This is a genomic window from Pseudomonas sp. PIC25 (assembly GCF_002286785.1).
GTDB lineage: Bacteria > Pseudomonadota > Gammaproteobacteria > Pseudomonadales > Pseudomonadaceae > Pseudomonas_M.
The window spans coordinates 1-16429 of the sequence record NZ_MUJY01000094.1; the positions used below are offsets into that span (position 1 = coordinate 1).

Annotated in this window: 15 protein-coding genes; 7 read left to right on the forward strand and 8 right to left on the reverse strand. The window is 65.4% G+C overall.

The window, feature by feature from the left end; all coding sequences use genetic code 11:
- Positions 1–1053, reverse strand: a 1053-nt coding sequence (gene ccoN / locus BZL41_RS11560) for a cytochrome-c oxidase, cbb3-type subunit I (protein ID WP_095599437.1), incomplete at its 3' end; no start/stop codon positions are given.
- 193 nt (positions 1054–1246) lie between these two features.
- Between ccoN and BZL41_RS11565 the strand changes: the two genes are divergently transcribed.
- Positions 1247–1954: an alpha/beta family hydrolase gene (locus tag BZL41_RS11565; protein ID WP_095599438.1), complete on the forward strand. Its 708-nt coding sequence runs from the start codon at positions 1247–1249 to the stop codon at positions 1952–1954.
- A gap of 80 nt (positions 1955–2034) precedes the next feature.
- Here the strand turns inward: BZL41_RS11565 and BZL41_RS11570 are convergent, their stop codons facing one another.
- Positions 2035–3600, reverse strand: a complete 1566-nt coding sequence (locus BZL41_RS11570) for a PAS domain-containing methyl-accepting chemotaxis protein (protein ID WP_095599439.1) — start codon at positions 3598–3600, stop codon at positions 2035–2037.
- A 130-nt stretch (positions 3601–3730) separates the two neighbouring features.
- Entirely contained in the window at positions 3731–6406 is a 2676-nt protein-coding gene (acnA, locus tag BZL41_RS11575) for an aconitate hydratase AcnA (protein WP_095599440.1), read from the reverse strand.
- Positions 6407–6625: 219 nt separating this feature from the next.
- On the opposite strand from acnA, the gene rlmM reads away from it, so the two are divergent.
- The 3 genes from rlmM to tusA all read left to right on the forward strand — a co-directional run bounded on the left by rlmM (position 6626) and on the right by tusA (position 8945).
- Positions 6626–7678, forward strand: a complete 1053-nt coding sequence (rlmM, locus tag BZL41_RS11580; protein ID WP_095599441.1) for a 23S rRNA (cytidine(2498)-2'-O)-methyltransferase RlmM — start codon at positions 6626–6628, stop codon at positions 7676–7678.
- 69 nt (positions 7679–7747) lie between these two features.
- Positions 7748–8629 carry a MaoC family dehydratase gene (locus BZL41_RS11585; RefSeq protein WP_095599442.1) on the forward strand — a complete coding sequence of 294 codons (882 nt, stop codon included), beginning with the start codon at positions 7748–7750 and terminating at the stop codon, positions 8627–8629.
- A gap of 64 nt (positions 8630–8693) precedes the next feature.
- Positions 8694–8945, forward strand: coding sequence for a sulfurtransferase TusA (tusA, locus tag BZL41_RS11590; RefSeq protein ID WP_095599443.1), 252 nt, complete (start codon positions 8694–8696; stop codon positions 8943–8945).
- A 70-nt stretch (positions 8946–9015) separates the two neighbouring features.
- Here tusA and BZL41_RS11595 read toward each other — a convergent pair whose 3' ends face one another.
- Both BZL41_RS11595 and BZL41_RS11600 read right to left on the reverse strand, forming a co-directional pair.
- Positions 9016–10077, reverse strand: coding sequence for a DUF3080 domain-containing protein (locus BZL41_RS11595; protein ID WP_095599444.1), 1062 nt, complete (start codon positions 10075–10077; stop codon positions 9016–9018).
- Positions 10078–10120: 43 nt separating this feature from the next.
- Positions 10121–11500 (reverse strand): MATE family efflux transporter, encoded by a 1380-nt coding sequence (locus BZL41_RS11600; RefSeq protein ID WP_095599445.1) that lies wholly within the window; start codon positions 11498–11500, stop codon positions 10121–10123.
- Positions 11501–11688: 188 nt separating this feature from the next.
- On the opposite strand from BZL41_RS11600, the gene pdxB reads away from it, so the two are divergent.
- Entirely contained in the window at positions 11689–12831 is a 1143-nt protein-coding gene (gene pdxB, locus BZL41_RS11605) for a 4-phosphoerythronate dehydrogenase PdxB (RefSeq protein ID WP_095599446.1), read from the forward strand.
- A gap of 124 nt (positions 12832–12955) precedes the next feature.
- Here pdxB and BZL41_RS11610 read toward each other — a convergent pair whose 3' ends face one another.
- Positions 12956–13141 (reverse strand): PA1571 family protein, encoded by a 186-nt coding sequence (locus tag BZL41_RS11610; RefSeq protein WP_084333846.1) that lies wholly within the window; start codon positions 13139–13141, stop codon positions 12956–12958.
- Between the two features lie 189 nt (positions 13142–13330).
- Here BZL41_RS11610 and BZL41_RS11615 point away from each other — a divergent pair, with 189 nt between their 5' ends.
- Together BZL41_RS11615 and BZL41_RS11620 are read left to right on the forward strand one after the other, a co-directional pair.
- Positions 13331–14446: an ATP-NAD kinase family protein gene (locus BZL41_RS11615; protein WP_095599447.1), complete on the forward strand. Its 1116-nt coding sequence runs from the start codon at positions 13331–13333 to the stop codon at positions 14444–14446.
- Positions 14447–14482: 36 nt separating this feature from the next.
- On the forward strand, positions 14483–15094 hold the full coding sequence (locus BZL41_RS11620; protein WP_095599448.1) for a DUF1287 domain-containing protein: 612 nt from the start codon (positions 14483–14485) through the stop codon (positions 15092–15094).
- Here the strand turns inward: BZL41_RS11620 and rhtA are convergent, their stop codons facing one another.
- Both rhtA and BZL41_RS11630 read right to left on the reverse strand, forming a co-directional pair.
- Positions 15095–15967, reverse strand: a complete 873-nt coding sequence (gene rhtA, locus BZL41_RS11625) for a threonine/homoserine exporter RhtA (protein WP_095599449.1) — start codon at positions 15965–15967, stop codon at positions 15095–15097. It lies immediately after the preceding gene.
- A 62-nt stretch (positions 15968–16029) separates the two neighbouring features.
- Positions 16030–16311, reverse strand: coding sequence for a pyrimidine/purine nucleoside phosphorylase (locus BZL41_RS11630; RefSeq protein ID WP_084333839.1), 282 nt, complete (start codon positions 16309–16311; stop codon positions 16030–16032).
- Between the last annotated feature and the right edge of the window lie 118 nt (positions 16312–16429).

Genomic DNA, 16429 nt, shown 5'->3' on the forward strand with positions numbered 1-16429 from the left:
GAGGGCACCGGCGTGTACGTGGCCGATGGTCCAGTCGGTGTAGTGGGAGAGGGCGTTGACGGTCTTGATGGCCATCATCGGGCCTTCGAAGGTGGACATGCCGTAGAAGGCCAGGGAGACCACCAGGAAGCGCAGGATCGGGTCGCTGCGCAGCTTATGCCAGGCGCCGGACAGGGTCATCATGCCGTTGATCATGCCCCCCCAGCTAGGAGCCAGGAGAATCAGGGACATGATCATGCCGAGGGACTGGGCCCAATCCGGCAGGGCGGTGTAGTGCAGGTGGTGCGGACCGGCCCAGATGTACACGGCGATCAGCGCCCAGAAGTGGACGATGGACAGGCGGTATGAGTAGACCGGGCGGCCAGCCTGCTTCGGCACGAAGTAATACATCATCCCGAGGAAGCCGGCGGTGAGGAAGAAGCCCACGGCGTTGTGGCCGTACCACCATTGGATCATCGCGTCGGTGGCGCCGGAGTACAGCGAGTAGGACTTGGTCAGCGTGACCGGAATCTCCAGGTTGTTCACTACGTGCAGCAGCGCCACGGTGAGGATGAACCCGCCGAAGAACCAGTTGCCCACGTAGATGTGCTTGGTCTTGCGCTTGATCAGCGTTCCGAAGAACACGATGGCGTAGACCACCCAGACCACGGTGATCAGCAGGTCGATCGGCCATTCCAGCTCGGCGTATTCCTTGGAGCTGGTCAGGCCCAGCGGCAGACTGACCGCCGCCAGCACGATCACCGCTTGCCAGCCCCAGAAGGTGAAGGCGGCCAGCTTGTCCGAGATCAGACGGGTCTGGCAGGTGCGTTGCACCGCGTAGTAGGAGGTGGCGAACAGGGCGCAACCGCCAAAGGCGAAGATCACTGCGTTGGTGTGCAGGGGTCGCAGGCGGCCGAAACTGGTCCAGGGGAGATCGAGGTTGAGTTCCGGCCAGGCCAATTGGGCGGCGATGAAAACGCCGAGCCCCATCCCGACGATTCCCCAAACCACCGTCATGATGGCGAATTGGCGGACCACCTTGTAGTTGTAGGCGGTACTGGTTGCTGTGTTCATGTATGGGTTTCCATGCACGGTTATGGGCAGATTCTTCCACCCCTGGCGGGGCCGGCTGCGAGAGGCGGGAACGTATGGCCAGCGGTTCCGTTCGAAGGCTTGAGCCTTTCGTTGGGAAACCCGGAGAATCCATCCGCTCGGCGCTTCGGCACGGCCGGCATCGAGCCCGACAGGTTTATGGAGCGAGGCAAGCATGGGCAAAGCACAACGCGGGAGTATTGACAGGGATCAATGCCCACACGGGGAGAGTGGATATGGCCAGTGGCTGTGGAACCGCCCGGCGGGGCCTTCCGATACCTGCCTGATCCTGGCCCACGGCGCCGGTGCGCCGATGGACAGCCCGTTCATGCAGGAAATGGCTGAACGCCTTGCCGCACGCGGGCTGACGGTGGTTCGCTTCGAGTTTCCCTACATGGCTCAGCGGCGCCTGGACGGGCGGCGTCGGCCACCGAATCAGCAGGCCCTGCTACTGGAAACCTGGCGCCAGGTGTATGCGGTTGTGCGACAGCAAGTCACAGGGCGTCTGGCCATCGGCGGCAAGTCCATGGGGGGACGGATGGCCAGCCTGGTGGCCGACGAATTGGGTGTCGATGCGTTGGTTTGCCTGGGTTATCCCTTCCATGCCGTGGGTAAGGCGGATAAGCCCCGCGTAGCTCACCTGGCCGATCTGAAAACCCCGGCCCTGATCGTCCAGGGCGAGCGCGACGCCATGGGCGACCGCATCACGGTGGAAGGCTACGCCTTGTCGAAGGCTATCGCGCTGCACTGGTTGGTCGCAGCCGACCACGACCTCAAGCCGTTGAAGGTTTCCGGCATCACGCACCCACAGCACCTCGATAATGCGGCGGATGCGGTGGCGTCATTCCTATCGGGACTTTCTGCCGAGCAGACGGAGCAGTGAGGGCGCGATGGTGAAAAATATGTGGTTGCTGGCAGTTGTTGCAGGAAAGGGCGGCCCGTCGATGACGGGCCGCCTGGGGATCAGCGGTTGAAGCGCTCCACCAGCGCGTATTGTCCCTGGGCTGTGTTGGTCAGGGCTTCGCTGAGCAGGGCCGTGCTCTGCGCTTCGCCAGCGGTCTGGTCGGCGAGTTGGGCGATGGTGTTGATGTTCCGGTTGATCTCTTCGGCGACGGCGCTCTGTTCCTCGGCCGCGGCGGCGATCTGATTGGCCATGTCGGCGATGTTGGCCACGGCGTCGCTGATACCGGCCAGCGCCTGGTCGGCCTGCTGGACCCGCTCGACCCCTTCGTCGGCTTGCCGACGGCCGCTTTCCATGGTGTGTACGGCTTCCTCGGCGGTCTTCTGCAACTGCGCGATCAACTGGTGAATTTGCCCGGTGGATTCGGCGGTGCGCTGGGCCAACTGACGCACTTCGTCGGCGACCACGGCGAAGCCGCGCCCCATCTCGCCGGCACGAGCAGCCTCGATGGCGGCGTTGAGGGCGAGCAGGTTGGTCTGGTCGGCGATGCCCTTGATCACGTCCACCACGCCGCCGATCTGGTTGCTGTCGTGGGCGAGGCGGGTCACGGTTTCCCCGGTCTCGCCGACGGCAACCGACAGTTGCTGGATCGCCTCGCGAGTTTCCGCGGCGATGGTACGGCCCCGGCTGGTCAGGCGATTGGCCTCACGGGTGGCGTCGGCGGTGCGTGCCACGTTGCCCGCGACTTCCTGGGTAGTTGCGGCCATTTCGTTGACCGCGGTGGCTACCTGCTCGGTCTCCAGGCGCTGCCGCTCCAGGCCGGCGGAGCTGTTGTGGGCCAGGGTGTCGGCCTGGCGCGCCTGCTGGGCGAGCTGCTCGGCGGTGTCCTGCAGGCGGGTCAGGCAGGTCTTCAGGCGTGCATCCTGGCTAAGCATGGCCATTTCCAGGCGCGCCTGCACGCCACGGCTATCGGTGTACATCTGGGCGATCAGCGGGTCGGAGGTGGCCTGTTCGGCCAGGCGCAGCAGACGCTTGATGCCGCGGTTTTGCCAGGCCAGGCCGGTGAGGCCGAGCGGGACCGAGAGCAGGGCGGCGAGCAGAAAGCCCCAGTGGCTGTCGAGCCAGGCGCCGATGAGGAAGCCGATCTGGCTGATCAGGATGAACGGCAGCCAGTCCTGCAGCACCGGGAGCCAGCGGTCGCGCCTCGGCACTGCCGGCTTGCCCTGATTGATCCGCTGGTACAGTGCTTCGGCGCGGCGCACCTGTTCGGCAGTGGGCTTGACCCGGACCGACTCGTAGCCGACCACCTGGCCCTTTTCCAGCATCGGCGTGACATAGGCATTGACCCAGTAGTGATCGCCGTTCTTGCAGCGGTTCTTGACCACGCCCATCCAGGGCTTGCCTTCCTTGAGGGTTTCCCAGAGATGGGCGAAGACGGCCGGTGGTACGTCCGGGTGGCGCACCAGATTATGCGGGGCACGCATCAGCTCTTCGCGGGAAAAGCCGCTGATTTCGATGAAGGCTTCGTTGCAGTAGGTGATCTGGCCCTTGAGGTCGGTCGTGGAGATCAGCCGCTGCTGGGCGGGGAAGGTGCGTTCTCTCTGAGTGATTGGCTGGTTGTTGCGCATGGGGGTATCCGTTCTGGCTATGCCAAGGTCTTCGGCCGCGCTCGGCCAAAGTTAAGCGACTGGACAAGGATTATAGGTGCTTGGCATGCCAGCCCCCACCGCCATGGCGGCGGTGGGGCGGGCGGGGCGCTCAGGCGGCGATCAGTTGGCGCAGGACGTAGTGCAGGATGCCGCCGGCCTTGAAGTACTCGACTTCGTTGAGGGTGTCGATGCGGCAGAGCACCGGGAAGCTGAACGCGCTACCGTCGGCACGTTCCACCTCGACCATGAGCAACTGGCGGGGCTTGATGTCTTCCGAGAGGCCGCGGATCGACAGCTTCTCGGTACCGCTCAGCCCCAGGCTGTGGCGCGTCTGCCCATCGACGAACTGCAAGGCCAGCACGCCCATGCCGATCAGGTTGGAACGGTGGATGCGCTCGAAACTTTCGGCGATCACCGCTTTCACCCCGAGCAGGTTGGTCCCTTTCGCTGCCCAGTCGCGGGAGGAGCCGGTGCCGTACTCCTTGCCGGCGATCACCACCAGCGGCACGCCTTCCGCCTGGTAGCGCATGGCGGCGTCATAGATGGTGAGCTTGGTGCTGCCGGGCTGGTAGAGGGTGTTGCCGCCTTCCTCGCCACCGAGCATCTCGTTCTTGATGCGGATGTTGGCGAAGGTGCCGCGCATCATCACCTCATGGTTGCCGCGCCGGGCGCCGTAGGAGTTGAAGTCCTCCGGCTTGACGCCAAGGCTTTGCAGGTAGAGGCCAGCCGGCGAGGTGGCCTTGATGTTACCGGCCGGAGAGATGTGGTCGGTGGTGATGGAGTCGCCGAACAATGCCAGGATGCGGGCGTCCTTGATGTCTGCCGGGGGTTGGGGCGGCTCGCCGATGGCGGTGAAGAACGGTGGGTTCTGCACGTAGGTAGAGCTGGCGTCCCAGCGGTAGGTGTTGCCCGGCGTCAGGGCGATGGATTGCCAGTTGGCATCGCCGCTGAAGACATCCGCGTATTGCTTGCGGAACATGGCGCCGTCCACGGCGCTGACAGCCGCGGCGACTTCCTGGTTGGTCGGCCATATGTCCTTCAGGTACACCGGCTGGTCATTGTCGTCGTAGCCCACCGGTTCGCGGGTCAGGTCGATGCGGGTGGTGCCGGCCAGGGCGAACACCACCACCAGCGGCGGCGATGCCAGCCAGTTGGCTTTCACCAGCGGATGCACCCGACCTTCGAAGTTGCGGTTGCCGGAGAGCACCGAGGAGACGATAAGGTCGTTGTCGGTGATCGCCTGGCCGATCGGGTCCGGCAGCGGCCCGGAGTTCCCGATGCAGGTGGTGCAGCCGTAGCCCACCAGGTTGAAGCCGAGGGCATCGAGGTAGGGCGTCAGCCCGGCCTTGGCGAGGTAGTCGGTGACCACCTTGGAGCCGGGAGCCAGGGAGGACTTCACCCAGGGTTGGCGCTTCAGGCCGCGCTCCACGGCTTTCTTCGCCACCAGGCCGGCCGCCATCAGCACACTGGGGTTGGAGGTGTTGGTGCAGGAGGTGATGGCGGCGATCACCACGGCACCGTGTTTCAGCACGAAGTCTTCGCCGGGCACCGGTACGGGGGTGTTGGCCTGGGCCTTCTTGCCGCTGGTTTCCAGCAGCAGGTCGAAGGCCGCACCGATATCGGAGAGGGCGACACGGTCCTGCGGGCGCTTCGGACCGGCCAACGAGGGTTCGACGCTGCCGAGATCCAGTTCCAGGCTGTCGGTGAACACAGGGTCTACCGAGGTGCTGTCGCGCCACATGCCCTGGGCCTTGCTGTAGGCCTCGACCAGGGCGATGCGCTGTTCGTCGCGGCCGGATAGACGCAGATAGTCGATGGTCACGCTGTCCACCGGGAAGAAGCCGCAGGTGGCGCCATATTCCGGAGCCATGTTGGCGATGGTGGCGCGATCGGCCAGCGGCAGGTGGTCCAGGCCGGGGCCGTAGAACTCGACGAATTTGCCCACCACGCCCTGCTTGCGCAGCATCTGGGTGACGGTCAGTACCAGGTCGGTGGCGGTGATGCCTTCGCGCAGCTTGCCGGTGAGGCGGAAGCCGACCACTTCCGGGATCAGCATGGACACCGGCTGGCCGAGCATCGCCGCTTCCGCTTCGATGCCGCCGACGCCCCAGCCGAGCACGCCGAGGCCGTTGATCATGGTGGTGTGGGAGTCGGTGCCGACCAGGGTATCCGGGTAGGCGTAGGTCACGCCGTCTTCGTCACGGGTCCAGACCACCTGGGCCAGATATTCCAGGTTGACCTGGTGGCAGATGCCGGTGCCCGGCGGCACCACGCGGAAATTGTCGAAGGCCTGCTGGCCCCAGCGCAGGAAGGCGTAGCGCTCGCCGTTGCGCTGCATCTCCAGGGCGACGTTGTCGGCGAAGGCGCTGGGATCGGCGAAGCGGTCCACCATCACCGAGTGGTCGATCACCAGATCCACTGGCGAGAGCGGATTGATTCTCTGCGGATCGGCTCCGGCCTTGGCCACTGCGTCGCGCATCGCGGCCAGGTCGACCACCGCCGGCACGCCGGTGAAGTCCTGCATCAAAACCCGCGCCGGGCGGTACTGGATTTCGCGCTCGGAGCGGCGCGTCTTGGGCCAGTCGGCGACGGCCTGGAAATCCTCCGGGTGCACGGTGGCGCCGTCTTCCCAGCGCAGCAGGTTTTCCAGCAGGACCTTGAGCGAGACGGGCAAGCGGCTAAGATCACCGAGCCGAGCGGCCGCCTCGGGCAGGCTGTAGTAATGATAGGTCTCGCCCCCGACTTGGAGGCTGCGGCGACAATTCAGGCTATCCACGGAAGGCATTGCGATCTCCTTGGTGCGCCCGCTCGGGGCCAGGCTGATGGTTCGGCCGGCGGAGCGCGTACAGGCAGGATGGTTTCGACCGGTTGAGCCAGGGAGGCTGCCGGCTCGTTGCCGTTTAGAAAACTAGCTCTGTTTGGCCGGTCTCGCCATTCACTGGACCGGCCGGAGAGGCCCTGGGTTCCCGAGTCCGCTATCATGCGCGCCTTCGAGGAGTACCCGATGAACACTTTGTTACTGCATTGCCGTCCCGGCTTCGAAAACGAGGTCTGCGCCGAATTGTCCGACCAGGCCGCGCGTCTGGACGTTGCCGGCTACGCCAAGGCCCGGCCAAACAGCGCCCACGCCGAATTCATCTGCCAGGAGCCCGGTGGTGCCGAGAGGCTCATGCGCGGACAGCGTTTCGGCCGGCTGATCTTCCCGCGCCAGTGGGCCCGTGGCGAGTTCGTCGAACTGCCGGAAAGCGACCGCATCAGCGTCTTGCTGGAGCGCCTGCAGGCGTACCCGGTCTGCGGCAGCCTCTGGTTGGAGGTGCTGGATACCAACGAAGGCAAGGAACTATCGACCTTTTGCCGCAAATTCGAAGCGCCGTTGCGCAAGGCCCTGGTCAAGGCCGGCAGGCTGGTGGAAGACGGCCGCAAACCGCGCCTGCTACTGACGTTCAAGAGTGGCCGCGAGGTGTTCCTCGGCGTGGCCGAGCCGGACAATTCCGCGCTCTGGCCGATGGGTATCCCGCGCCTGAAGTTTCCCCGCGAGGCGCCCAGTCGTTCCACCCTCAAGCTGGAGGAGGCCTGGCATCAGTTCATCCCTCGCGATGAGTGGGACGAGCGTCTGGCTCCGCAGATGACATCGGTGGACCTCGGCGCCGCGCCGGGCGGCTGGACCTGGCAACTGGTCAACCGGCACATGAAGGTGACCGCCGTGGACAACGGGCCGATGGCGGAAAGCCTGATGGATTCTGGCCTGGTCGATCACCAGCGGGCCGACGGCTTTACCTTCCGCCCGCGTAAGCCGGTGGACTGGATGGTCTGCGACATCGTCGAGAAGCCGGCCCGTACTGCTGCGCTGATAGAGACCTGGCTCGGCGAAGGCTGGTGCCGCGAAGCGGTGGTCAACCTGAAGTTGCCGATGAAGCAGCGCTATGCCGAGGTTCGCCGCCTGCTGGAACGCATCGAAGACGGCTTCCAGGCGCGTGGCGTGCGGGTGGCCATCGCCTGCAAACAGCTCTACCACGACCGCGAAGAGGTGACCTGCCACCTGCGCCGCCTGAAATGAGCGCGGCGCCTTGTCTCTGCCGGTAGGCTGGCGCATCCTGTGCGGCGCGTCGAATCGGGAGGTTTGTCCGTGATCCGCAAGATGCCCTCGCTGTGGGGCAGTTACAGCCGCATCCTGTTCCTGCCGCGCCGTGGCCTGCCGGCGGATGGGCGTCTGCCCCGGCTCGTCCTGAGCTGCCCTGCCGTTCACTTCGAGGCGCGCCGGGTCGCCGCCTATCGCCGTGTCTGCCGGTTGGACGGAGCTGAAGCCGTGCCGCTGCTGTATCCGCAGATTCATGCCACTCCCTTGCACATGCGTCTCATCGGCCGTTCGCGCATGCCCATCGCCCCGTTAGGGCTCATCCAGTTGCGCAACCATGTCCAGCGTTACCAGCACGTGCCGTTGCAGGTGCGTGTCGAGCTGACGTGCCGGATTCTGACCGAGAGGCGTACCGGGCGCGGCCTGGAGTTCGATATCGGTACCGAGGTCTGGCGCGACGACCTGCTACTCTGGCAGGCGATCACCACCTATCTCTGCCGGGGCGACTACCTGCCCGCTGGCCAGTCCCCCGATCCGCTGCCGCCGCGCGCGCAGTGGCAGCCGCTGTCCGCAGCACCCGAGCCGCTGGACTCCTGGCGCGTCCCGCTGACCGGTGGCTGGCGCTTCGCTCGTATCAGTGGCGATTTCAACCCGCTGCACCTGTCCCGAATGGCGGCACGGGCATTCGGTTTCCCGCGGCCGTTCGTCCATGGGCAGTGGGCGCTGGGGCGCAGCCTTGCTGGCCGCCGTCTGGCCGAGCGGGTGCGCCTGGACGTGCATTTCGAGGCACCGCTGTTCCTTGGCAGCCGGGTGCGGCAGGAGCATTGCCGGCAGGGCGAGCGCGAGCAATGGGCGTTACTGTCGACCTGCGGCGAGGTGCGTCCATTGCTGCTGGCGCAACTGGACGAAGCGCCCCCCGGCCCGCTGCGCTGATCCGGCGGGGGTGACCCTGGGGGCGCTTTCGCGCCACAATAGCCGCCAGTTTCCGGAGTGCCCTATGTCCCAGACCGATATCCCGGCCGCCGATGCCATTCTCGATGCCAGCGGCCTGAGCTGCCCCGAACCGGTGATGATGCTGCACAACAAGGTGCGCGACCTGCCGGCCGGCGGCCTGTTGAAGGTGATCGCCACCGATCCGTCCACCCGCCGCGACATCCCGAAGTTCTGCCTGTTCCTCGGCCATGAACTGCTTGATCAGCAGGAAGAGGAGGGGACCTATCTCTACTGGATTCGCAAGAAGACGGAATGAAGGCGAGGTTGGGGCCACTCCATCCGTAGGTGTGAACTCATTCGCCCCAGCGGCGCCATCGAATTTCGCCTCATCCCCGTTGCGGTGCCGGCCATCCTGACTGGCCCGGTGCGAGCCCGCAGCTCCGCAGGGTGTTCTGCCAGGCCTCGACATGGCGTGCGATGGCCCGTTCGAACTCGCTCCACAGAGAGTCCTCCGGACCGGCCAGTTGCATGAGATAGCGCCGAGTGGCATCCGGTATGCCGGGAGCAGTGCTCAGTTGCCGCAGCGCGGCGCTCCAGCGCTCGCCCCGTTGGTGTACCTGTGCCAGGTAGGGTTGCAGCGATCCGGCGTAGAACTTGACGAAGATGTTCTGCAGGATGCGTCCCCGTTCGGTTGCCTTGCCCAGTGGGCAGGGCGGGCGGCGGCTGAGGCGTTCCTCCAGCAAGGTGCTGCCGGCGTGCAGCGTATGCGTCAGGCTGGCCAGGCTGGCGATCAATTGGCCGCCTTGCGGACTGGCCTGCAGGGCCTGGAACAGCGGGTCGAGTCGTGCTGCAGGCGGCGGCAGGTGCTGTGGCAGGTGTGAGCCAAGCGCGGCCAATTGTTCCAAGGCTTCCAGGGCCGCACTGTCTTCCCGGATGGAAACCGGCAAGGGCTGTTCGGCGAAGCGCAGGTAGCGTTCGAATTCGGCACTGGCATTCAGAGCGTTCCAGAACACATCCGGCAATTGGCTGCGTTTCTCCGTGGCCAGCGCAGCCAGGGTGGCATGGAAGCGTTCATCCTTCAGATGCGGCAGGCAATCGTCGAGTGCGCGTAACAGATCGCCCTCATACGCCAGTCGGCGGCTCGGCACCAGTTGCTTGCCGAGTGCGCTGTTGCGTTCGCCGATCAACTGCTGGAGTCGAGGACAGCGATGGGTATCGATCAGCAGGTCGAGCAGGCCGATGCGCAATTCCGCTATTTCGCGGATGCGTTCGCGTCGGGGCGGCAACCGGTAGCGGCTCAGCGCGGTGCGATCGAACGGTGCCGCTGCCGTGCCTTCGGTGGCATTGGCGAGGCGTTCGAGGTAGTCGGCCTGCAAGGCCAGGCCATCGTCGGCCGGCGTGCAGGCGATGAGAAGCAGGGGGAGCAGGATCGGCAACAGGACGCGCATGGCGCACAGCTTAGAGTGCGGCTGCCGGCGTGGCCAATGCGGTTCAGCGCGGAGCCTGTGCCCTGATCCGTCGACGAGCGCTGCGCGTGAGGCGGATACCTAGCAGCAGCGCGGCGCAGGTCAGGCCGACCACCAGTCCTTGCCACAATCCGCGCGGACCGCTGGGCTCGCCGAACCAGTCGGTCAAGCCGAGGCCGTAGCCCACCGGCAAGCCGATGCCCCAGTAGGCGAACAGGGTGAACAGCATGGTCGCCCGGGTGTCCTGGTAACCGCGCAGCGCGCCAGCGGCGGTGACCTGCACGGCATCGGAGAACTGGAACAGCGCGGCATAGATGATCAGCCCGCTGGCCACGGCGATCACGGCACCATCCGGCGTGTAGATACGAGCGATGTCGCCGCGCAGCAGCATCATCGCGCTGGCCGAGCAGCAAGCGTAGGCCAGCGCCGACGCCATGCCGACGCCGGCGGCGAAGCGGGCTTCCCGCGGTTCTCCGCGCCCCAGTGCCTGGCCGACGCGTACCGTCACGGCCATGCCCAGGGAATAGGGGATCATGAACACCAGCGAGGAGAAGTTCAGGGCAATCTGGTGGCCCGCCACCACGGTGGCGCCCAGGCCGCCGATGAGCAAGGCGATCACGGCGAAGATGCTCGACTCGGCGAACACCGCCACGCCGATGGGCACGCCCACCGAGAGCAGGCGGCGGATCACCGGCCATTGCGGGGTTTCGAAGTGGCCGAACAGCCGGCTCGGTTTGTAGTACGGCGCCCAGTTCACCCACCAGAGCATGCCGCTGAGCATGGCGTACATCACCAGCGCGGTGGCCCAGCCGCAGCCGACCCCACCCATGGCCGGCAGACCCAGCTTGCCGTAGATGAACACGTAGTTGGCCGGAATGTTCAGCAGCAGGCCGCAGATGCCCAGGACCATGCTCGGCCGGGTATGGCCGAGACCGTCGCTGAAACAGCGCAGCACGTGGTAGAGCGCCACGGCGGGGAAGCCGCAGGCCACCGCACGCAGGTAGCCCATGGCCGGCTCGATCAGGCCTGCTTCGACGCCCATCCAATGCAGGACCGGTTCCGCGTTCCACAGCACGACCGCCGCGCTGCCGCCAACGCCCAGGGCCAACCAGAGGGCCTGGCGTACCAGCGGGCCGATCTCTTTCTCGTGCCCTGCGCCGAAGCATTGCGCCACCTTGGGCGTGGTGGCGAGCAGGATGCCGGTCATCAGCAGGAACACCGGGACCCAGATGGAATTGCCCAGCGCCACCGCAGCCAGGTCGCGCGGGCTGACCCGCCCGGCCATCAGGGTGTCGACGAAGCCCATGGCGGTATGCGCCAGTTGGGCGATGATGATGGGCGTAGCCAGGGCGAGCAGGGCGCGAAGCTCGCGGCGCACACGTCTCGAGCGGGTTTCGGCGGGCATGGTGACGGACATCCGGGTCGCGGGAAGCCGGCTAGTCTAGCCTTGACGTTTCGGTCAGGAAAGGTGCATTTGCGAGCGACGTGCGGTGCGTCGGAGAGGCCGCCGCGTTTCCCTGGCTTATTTTCGCCAGCCCGTCCTGAGCCGGGATGAGTTGCCCTACAATGGGCGCCTCGAATTGGGAGCCTGCCATGCGAATTCTCGCCGACGAAAACATCCCCCTGGTCGACGCCTTCTTCGGAGGTTTCGGCGAAATCCGCCGCATGCCCGGACGCGCCATCGACCGCGCCAGCCTGGGCGACAGCGAAGTGCTGCTGGTCCGTTCGGTCACCGAGGTGAATCGCGAGCTGCTGGAGGGAAGCCGGGTGCGTTTCGTCGGCACCTGCACCATCGGTACCGACCATCTGGACCTGGATTACTTGGGCGAGGCCGGTATCGCCTGGGCCAGCGCACCCGGCTGCAATGCCCGTGGTGTGGTGGACTATGTGCTCGGCAGCCTGTTGAGTCTGGCGGACCTGTATGGCGTTGATCTGGCGCAGCGTTGCTATGGCATCGTCGGTGCCGGCCAGGTCGGCGGTCGGCTGCTTGACGTATTGCGCGGCCTCGGCTGGTGTGTGCTGGTCTGCGATCCGCCCCGCCAGGAGCGGGAGGGCGGCGATTATGTCGACCTGGAGACGATCCTGCGCGAATGCGACACCATCAGCCTGCATACGCCGCTGACCCGCGAAGGCCCCTACGCCACGCGGCATCTGCTCGATGCCTACGCTCTCGACCTGCTTCGTCCCGGTGCCTGGCTGATCAATGCCAGTCGCGGCGCCGTGGTGGACAATGCTGCCCTGCGCGACTTGCTCGACCGGCGCAACGATGTGGAGGCGGTGCTGGATGTCTGGGAGGGCGAGCCGTTGGCGGACCCCGAGTTGGCCGAGTTGTGCCATATCGCCACACCGCATATCGCCGGCTATAGCCTAGATGGCAAGTTACGCGGAACGGCGCAGATCTATCAATCGTACTGCGCCCATCAGGGGATTCCGGCGGAGATCGAACTGGATGAACTGCTGCCTGCCCCCTGGCTCGGCGAGATGCATCTGGACGCCTCGGCCGATCCGGCATGGGTGTTGGCCGCGCTGTGCCGGGCGGTCTACGATCCGCGTCGCGACGATGCCGACTTCCGCCGCAGTCTGTTCGGCGACGCCCAAGCTCGCCGTCTGGCGTTCGATGGGTTGCGCAAGCGCTACCCGGTGCGCCGTGAGATCGATGGGCTGCGTGTCAGCCTGAGCGGAGAAGTGCCGGAACTGGTTCGCTTGGTGCGGGCGCTGGGCGCCACGCTGGTCTGATCGGGGGAGGCAAGAAAGGCCCGGGTATTGCGCCCGGGCCAGACAGGCCTCTCGGGGACGTGAGAGGCAGGGAGTGGACCTCGGAGTTGTCTACGATCTCGTGCAGCCGATCGCAGACAGTTTCTCAGGCCTGTTTGGGGACGGCAGCCACCCAAGCCTTGTGCAGCTCACGGCAGGCTTGCTGAATCATGGTTTCGGTAATTGGAATTTCCCGGCCCTGGGCATCGATGATGGCACCCCCTACGGGTTGCTCTTGTTTCATCGGGATGACACGGCGATCAGGTGATGTAGCAGTGGTTTGCAAGCTCATGGCCTGTCTCCTCATCAGGGTTTGCGCGCAGTCTAGGGCCGTCAGATGAACGCGCAGTGACAGTCAGGCGCAGGGTAAACGCCACTAAAAGCAAAGGACCGAGAAAACATGCGACTACCGGTCGCTGGTTCTGCTCGGTCCTCAAGGGTGGACCCGGCAGCGGCGGCAGAGTTCAGTGAAGGAGAGTGCATGGCAGCGTTTCATATCGGCCTGATCATCAACCCGTTGGCCGGGTTGGGTGGGGCCGTAGGGCTTAAGGGTAGCGACGGCGTGGCCGCCGAGGCTCTGGCGCGGGGGGCGGAGCCACGTGCCGCAGCGCGCACGCGGATTGCCCTGGAGTGCCTGCGACCAGTGGCACAACGGATCGAGTTCCTCACTTTTCCCGGTCCGATGGGGGGCGACCTGCTGGCGGAAATGGGATTCGCTCACCGGGTGCTCGGGCATCTTGGCGACGGGCCGACCAGTGCCTCCGATACGCGGGAGGCTGTGGCGGCGCTACAGGCGGCTGGCGTTGCGCTGATCCTGTTCGCCGGGGGCGACGGTACGGCCCGGGACATCTGCTCCGTGATTCGCGAAGGGCAGCCGGTGCTGGGTATTCCTGCGGGTGTGAAGATTCACTCGGGGGTTTATGCCATCAGCCCGCGCGCGGCCGGCGAATTGGCACGGCGCCTGGTCGAGGGCGGCTTGGTGCGGCTGGCCAGTGGCGAAGTGCGCGATATCGACGAAGCGGCGCTGCGTGACGGCCGTGTCGCGGCTCGCTGGTACGGCGAACTGTGCGTGCCGGAAGAAGGCGGCTTCATGCAGCATGTCAAACAGGCTGGCATGGAGTCCGAGGAATTGGTGCTCAGCGATCTTGCCGCCTGGCTGGAGGATAGTTGGGAGCCAGACGTGCGCTACGTCTTCGGTCCCGGTTCGACGCTTCATGGCCTGGCCCGCAACCTGGGGTTGGAGACAACGCTTCTGGGCGTCGACGTGATCGAGAGCGGCCGGGTCATCGGTCGTGATCTCGGTGAGCAGGCGCTGTTCGAGCTGGTCGACGGCCATCCGGCCTTCCTCCTGGTAACGGCTATCGGTGGGCAAGGACACATCATCGGGCGCGGCAACCAGCAGATCAGCCCGCGGGTGCTGCGTGCCATTGGGCTGGACCGATTGCGTGTGGTCGCTACCAAACGTAAATTGCAGACGCTGGAAGGGCGGTCGCTGCTGGTGGACTCCGGCGATCCCGTGCTGGATGACTCCTTCCCGGATGTCGTGCGGGTCTGGGCCGGATACAAGGAAGAGCTGCTGTACCCGGTGGGTGGGTGACGCTTTACCGAATCAAGCGCACGCAAGGAGCCTTCAATGCGCGGACTGTTCGTTCTCTTCTGCCTGCTCGCGGGCCTGTCCGGGCCGGCTGTGGCGATCCAGCCGGAACAATTGGTCGCTTCTGCCCGCAATCAGGTGGGTGTCACCCTGGGCTACGATCCGGCGTACCGCCAACTGGCCTATCCGGGCGGCGACGTTCCGCTGGCGACCGGGGTCTGTACCGATGTGGTGATCCGCGCACTGCGGGCGCAGGGGCTGGACCTTCAGAAAGCGGTGCATGAGGACATGCGCCAGGACTTCCGGGCCTATCCGCAGAATTGGGGTATGAGCCGTCCCGACCGCAACATCGACCACCGCCGCGTCCCCAATCTGATGACCTGGTTTGCCCGTCAGGGCATGGCGTTGCCTGTTGGCGAGCGCCCCACCGACTACCTGGCCGGGGATATCGTCGCCTGGGACCTGGGCAACGGCCTCACCCATATCGGCATCCTTTCCGATCGCCGCTCGGTCGGCGGCGAGCCGCTGGTGCTGCACAACATCGGGCGTGGCACCCGCGAAGAAGACATCCTGTTCCGTTTCAGGATCATCGGGCATTACCGGTTTCCTGCCGTTCAGGCTGTGGTGGGACCGCAGGAAAATAGTCCTTGATCAATGCGACGCCGTTCCCCTCGGGCGGATGGTCGCTGCCGCGCCGGCTGATGCGAGAATGATGGCGCCGATGGCCAGCCATTGATTCAGGCTTAATCGCTCCTGCAGGAACAACAGGCCGGAGAGTGCGGCGACGGCCGGCTCCATGCTCATCAGAACACTAAAAGTACGGGCCGGGAGGCGGGTGAGGGCAATCATTTCCAGGCTATAGGGCAGCGCCGATGACAGCACTGCGACGGCGGCGGCGATCGGTAGTAGTTCCAGTGTGAAGAGCCCGCTACCGACCTGGAGCAGCCCGACCGGAAACACCAGCAGGGCGGCGACCAGCGTGCCCAGGGCGACGGTATGCCGGCCATGCTCGGCGCCCGCCTGCTTGCCGAACACGATGTACAGTGCCCAGCACAGACCTGCGCCGAGCGCAAAGGCCATGCCGACGGGATCGAGATGCGTGTTGGAGCGCTCACTCGGCAATAGCAGCCAGATGCCGAACATCGCCAGCGCGATCCAAACGAAGTCCAGCAGCCGCCGCGACGAGAGCAGGGCCAGTGCGAGCGGTCCGGTGAACTCCAGTGCCACGGCGATTCCCAGCGGCACGCTTTTCAGCGAGAGGTAGAACAGCAGGTTCATGCTACCCAGCGACAGGCCGTAGCCGAGCAGCGAGCGGCAGGAGGCCAGGCTCAGTCGGGCGCGCCATGGGCGCATGAACAGGCTCAGCAGAATGGCGGCGATACCCAGGCGCAGTGCCGTGGTGCCTTCCGGGCCGATTGCCGGAAACAGGCTCTTGGCCAAGGAGGCGCCGCCCTGCAGCGAGGACATGGCGACCAGCAGCAGAGCGATCGGGGCGAGTGTCACGGATAGAGACGAGTGTGGCATCGGAGGCCTTTTCGAGGGGAATAAAAAACCGGCCTGGTGGCCGGTTTTCAAGGAGCCGGCGATCAGCGGTATTCGCAGAGGTAGGCGGTGTCCACGGCGACCTTCAGTTGGAATTTGCTGTTGGCCGGGACGGTGAAATCGCTACCGGACTCGAAGGTCTGCCAGTTGTCGCTACCCGGCAGCTTGACGGTGAGCGCACCGGCGACCACGTGCATCACTTCCAGCTGGCTGGTGCCGAACTCGTACTCGCCCGGAGCCATGACACCGATGGTGGCCGGACCTTCGGCCATGGAGAAGGCGATGGATTTGACGGTGCCGTCGAAATACTCGTTGACCTTGAACATGCGCGATTCCTCGAAGCGGTAAAAAAAGGTTCTTCACGGATTACCGGGGAAAGCGGCTTTGATTTTCATGAAGAAGAAGCTGCTGTCCCGGTAGCCGTAGGCCATGCGCTTGATCACC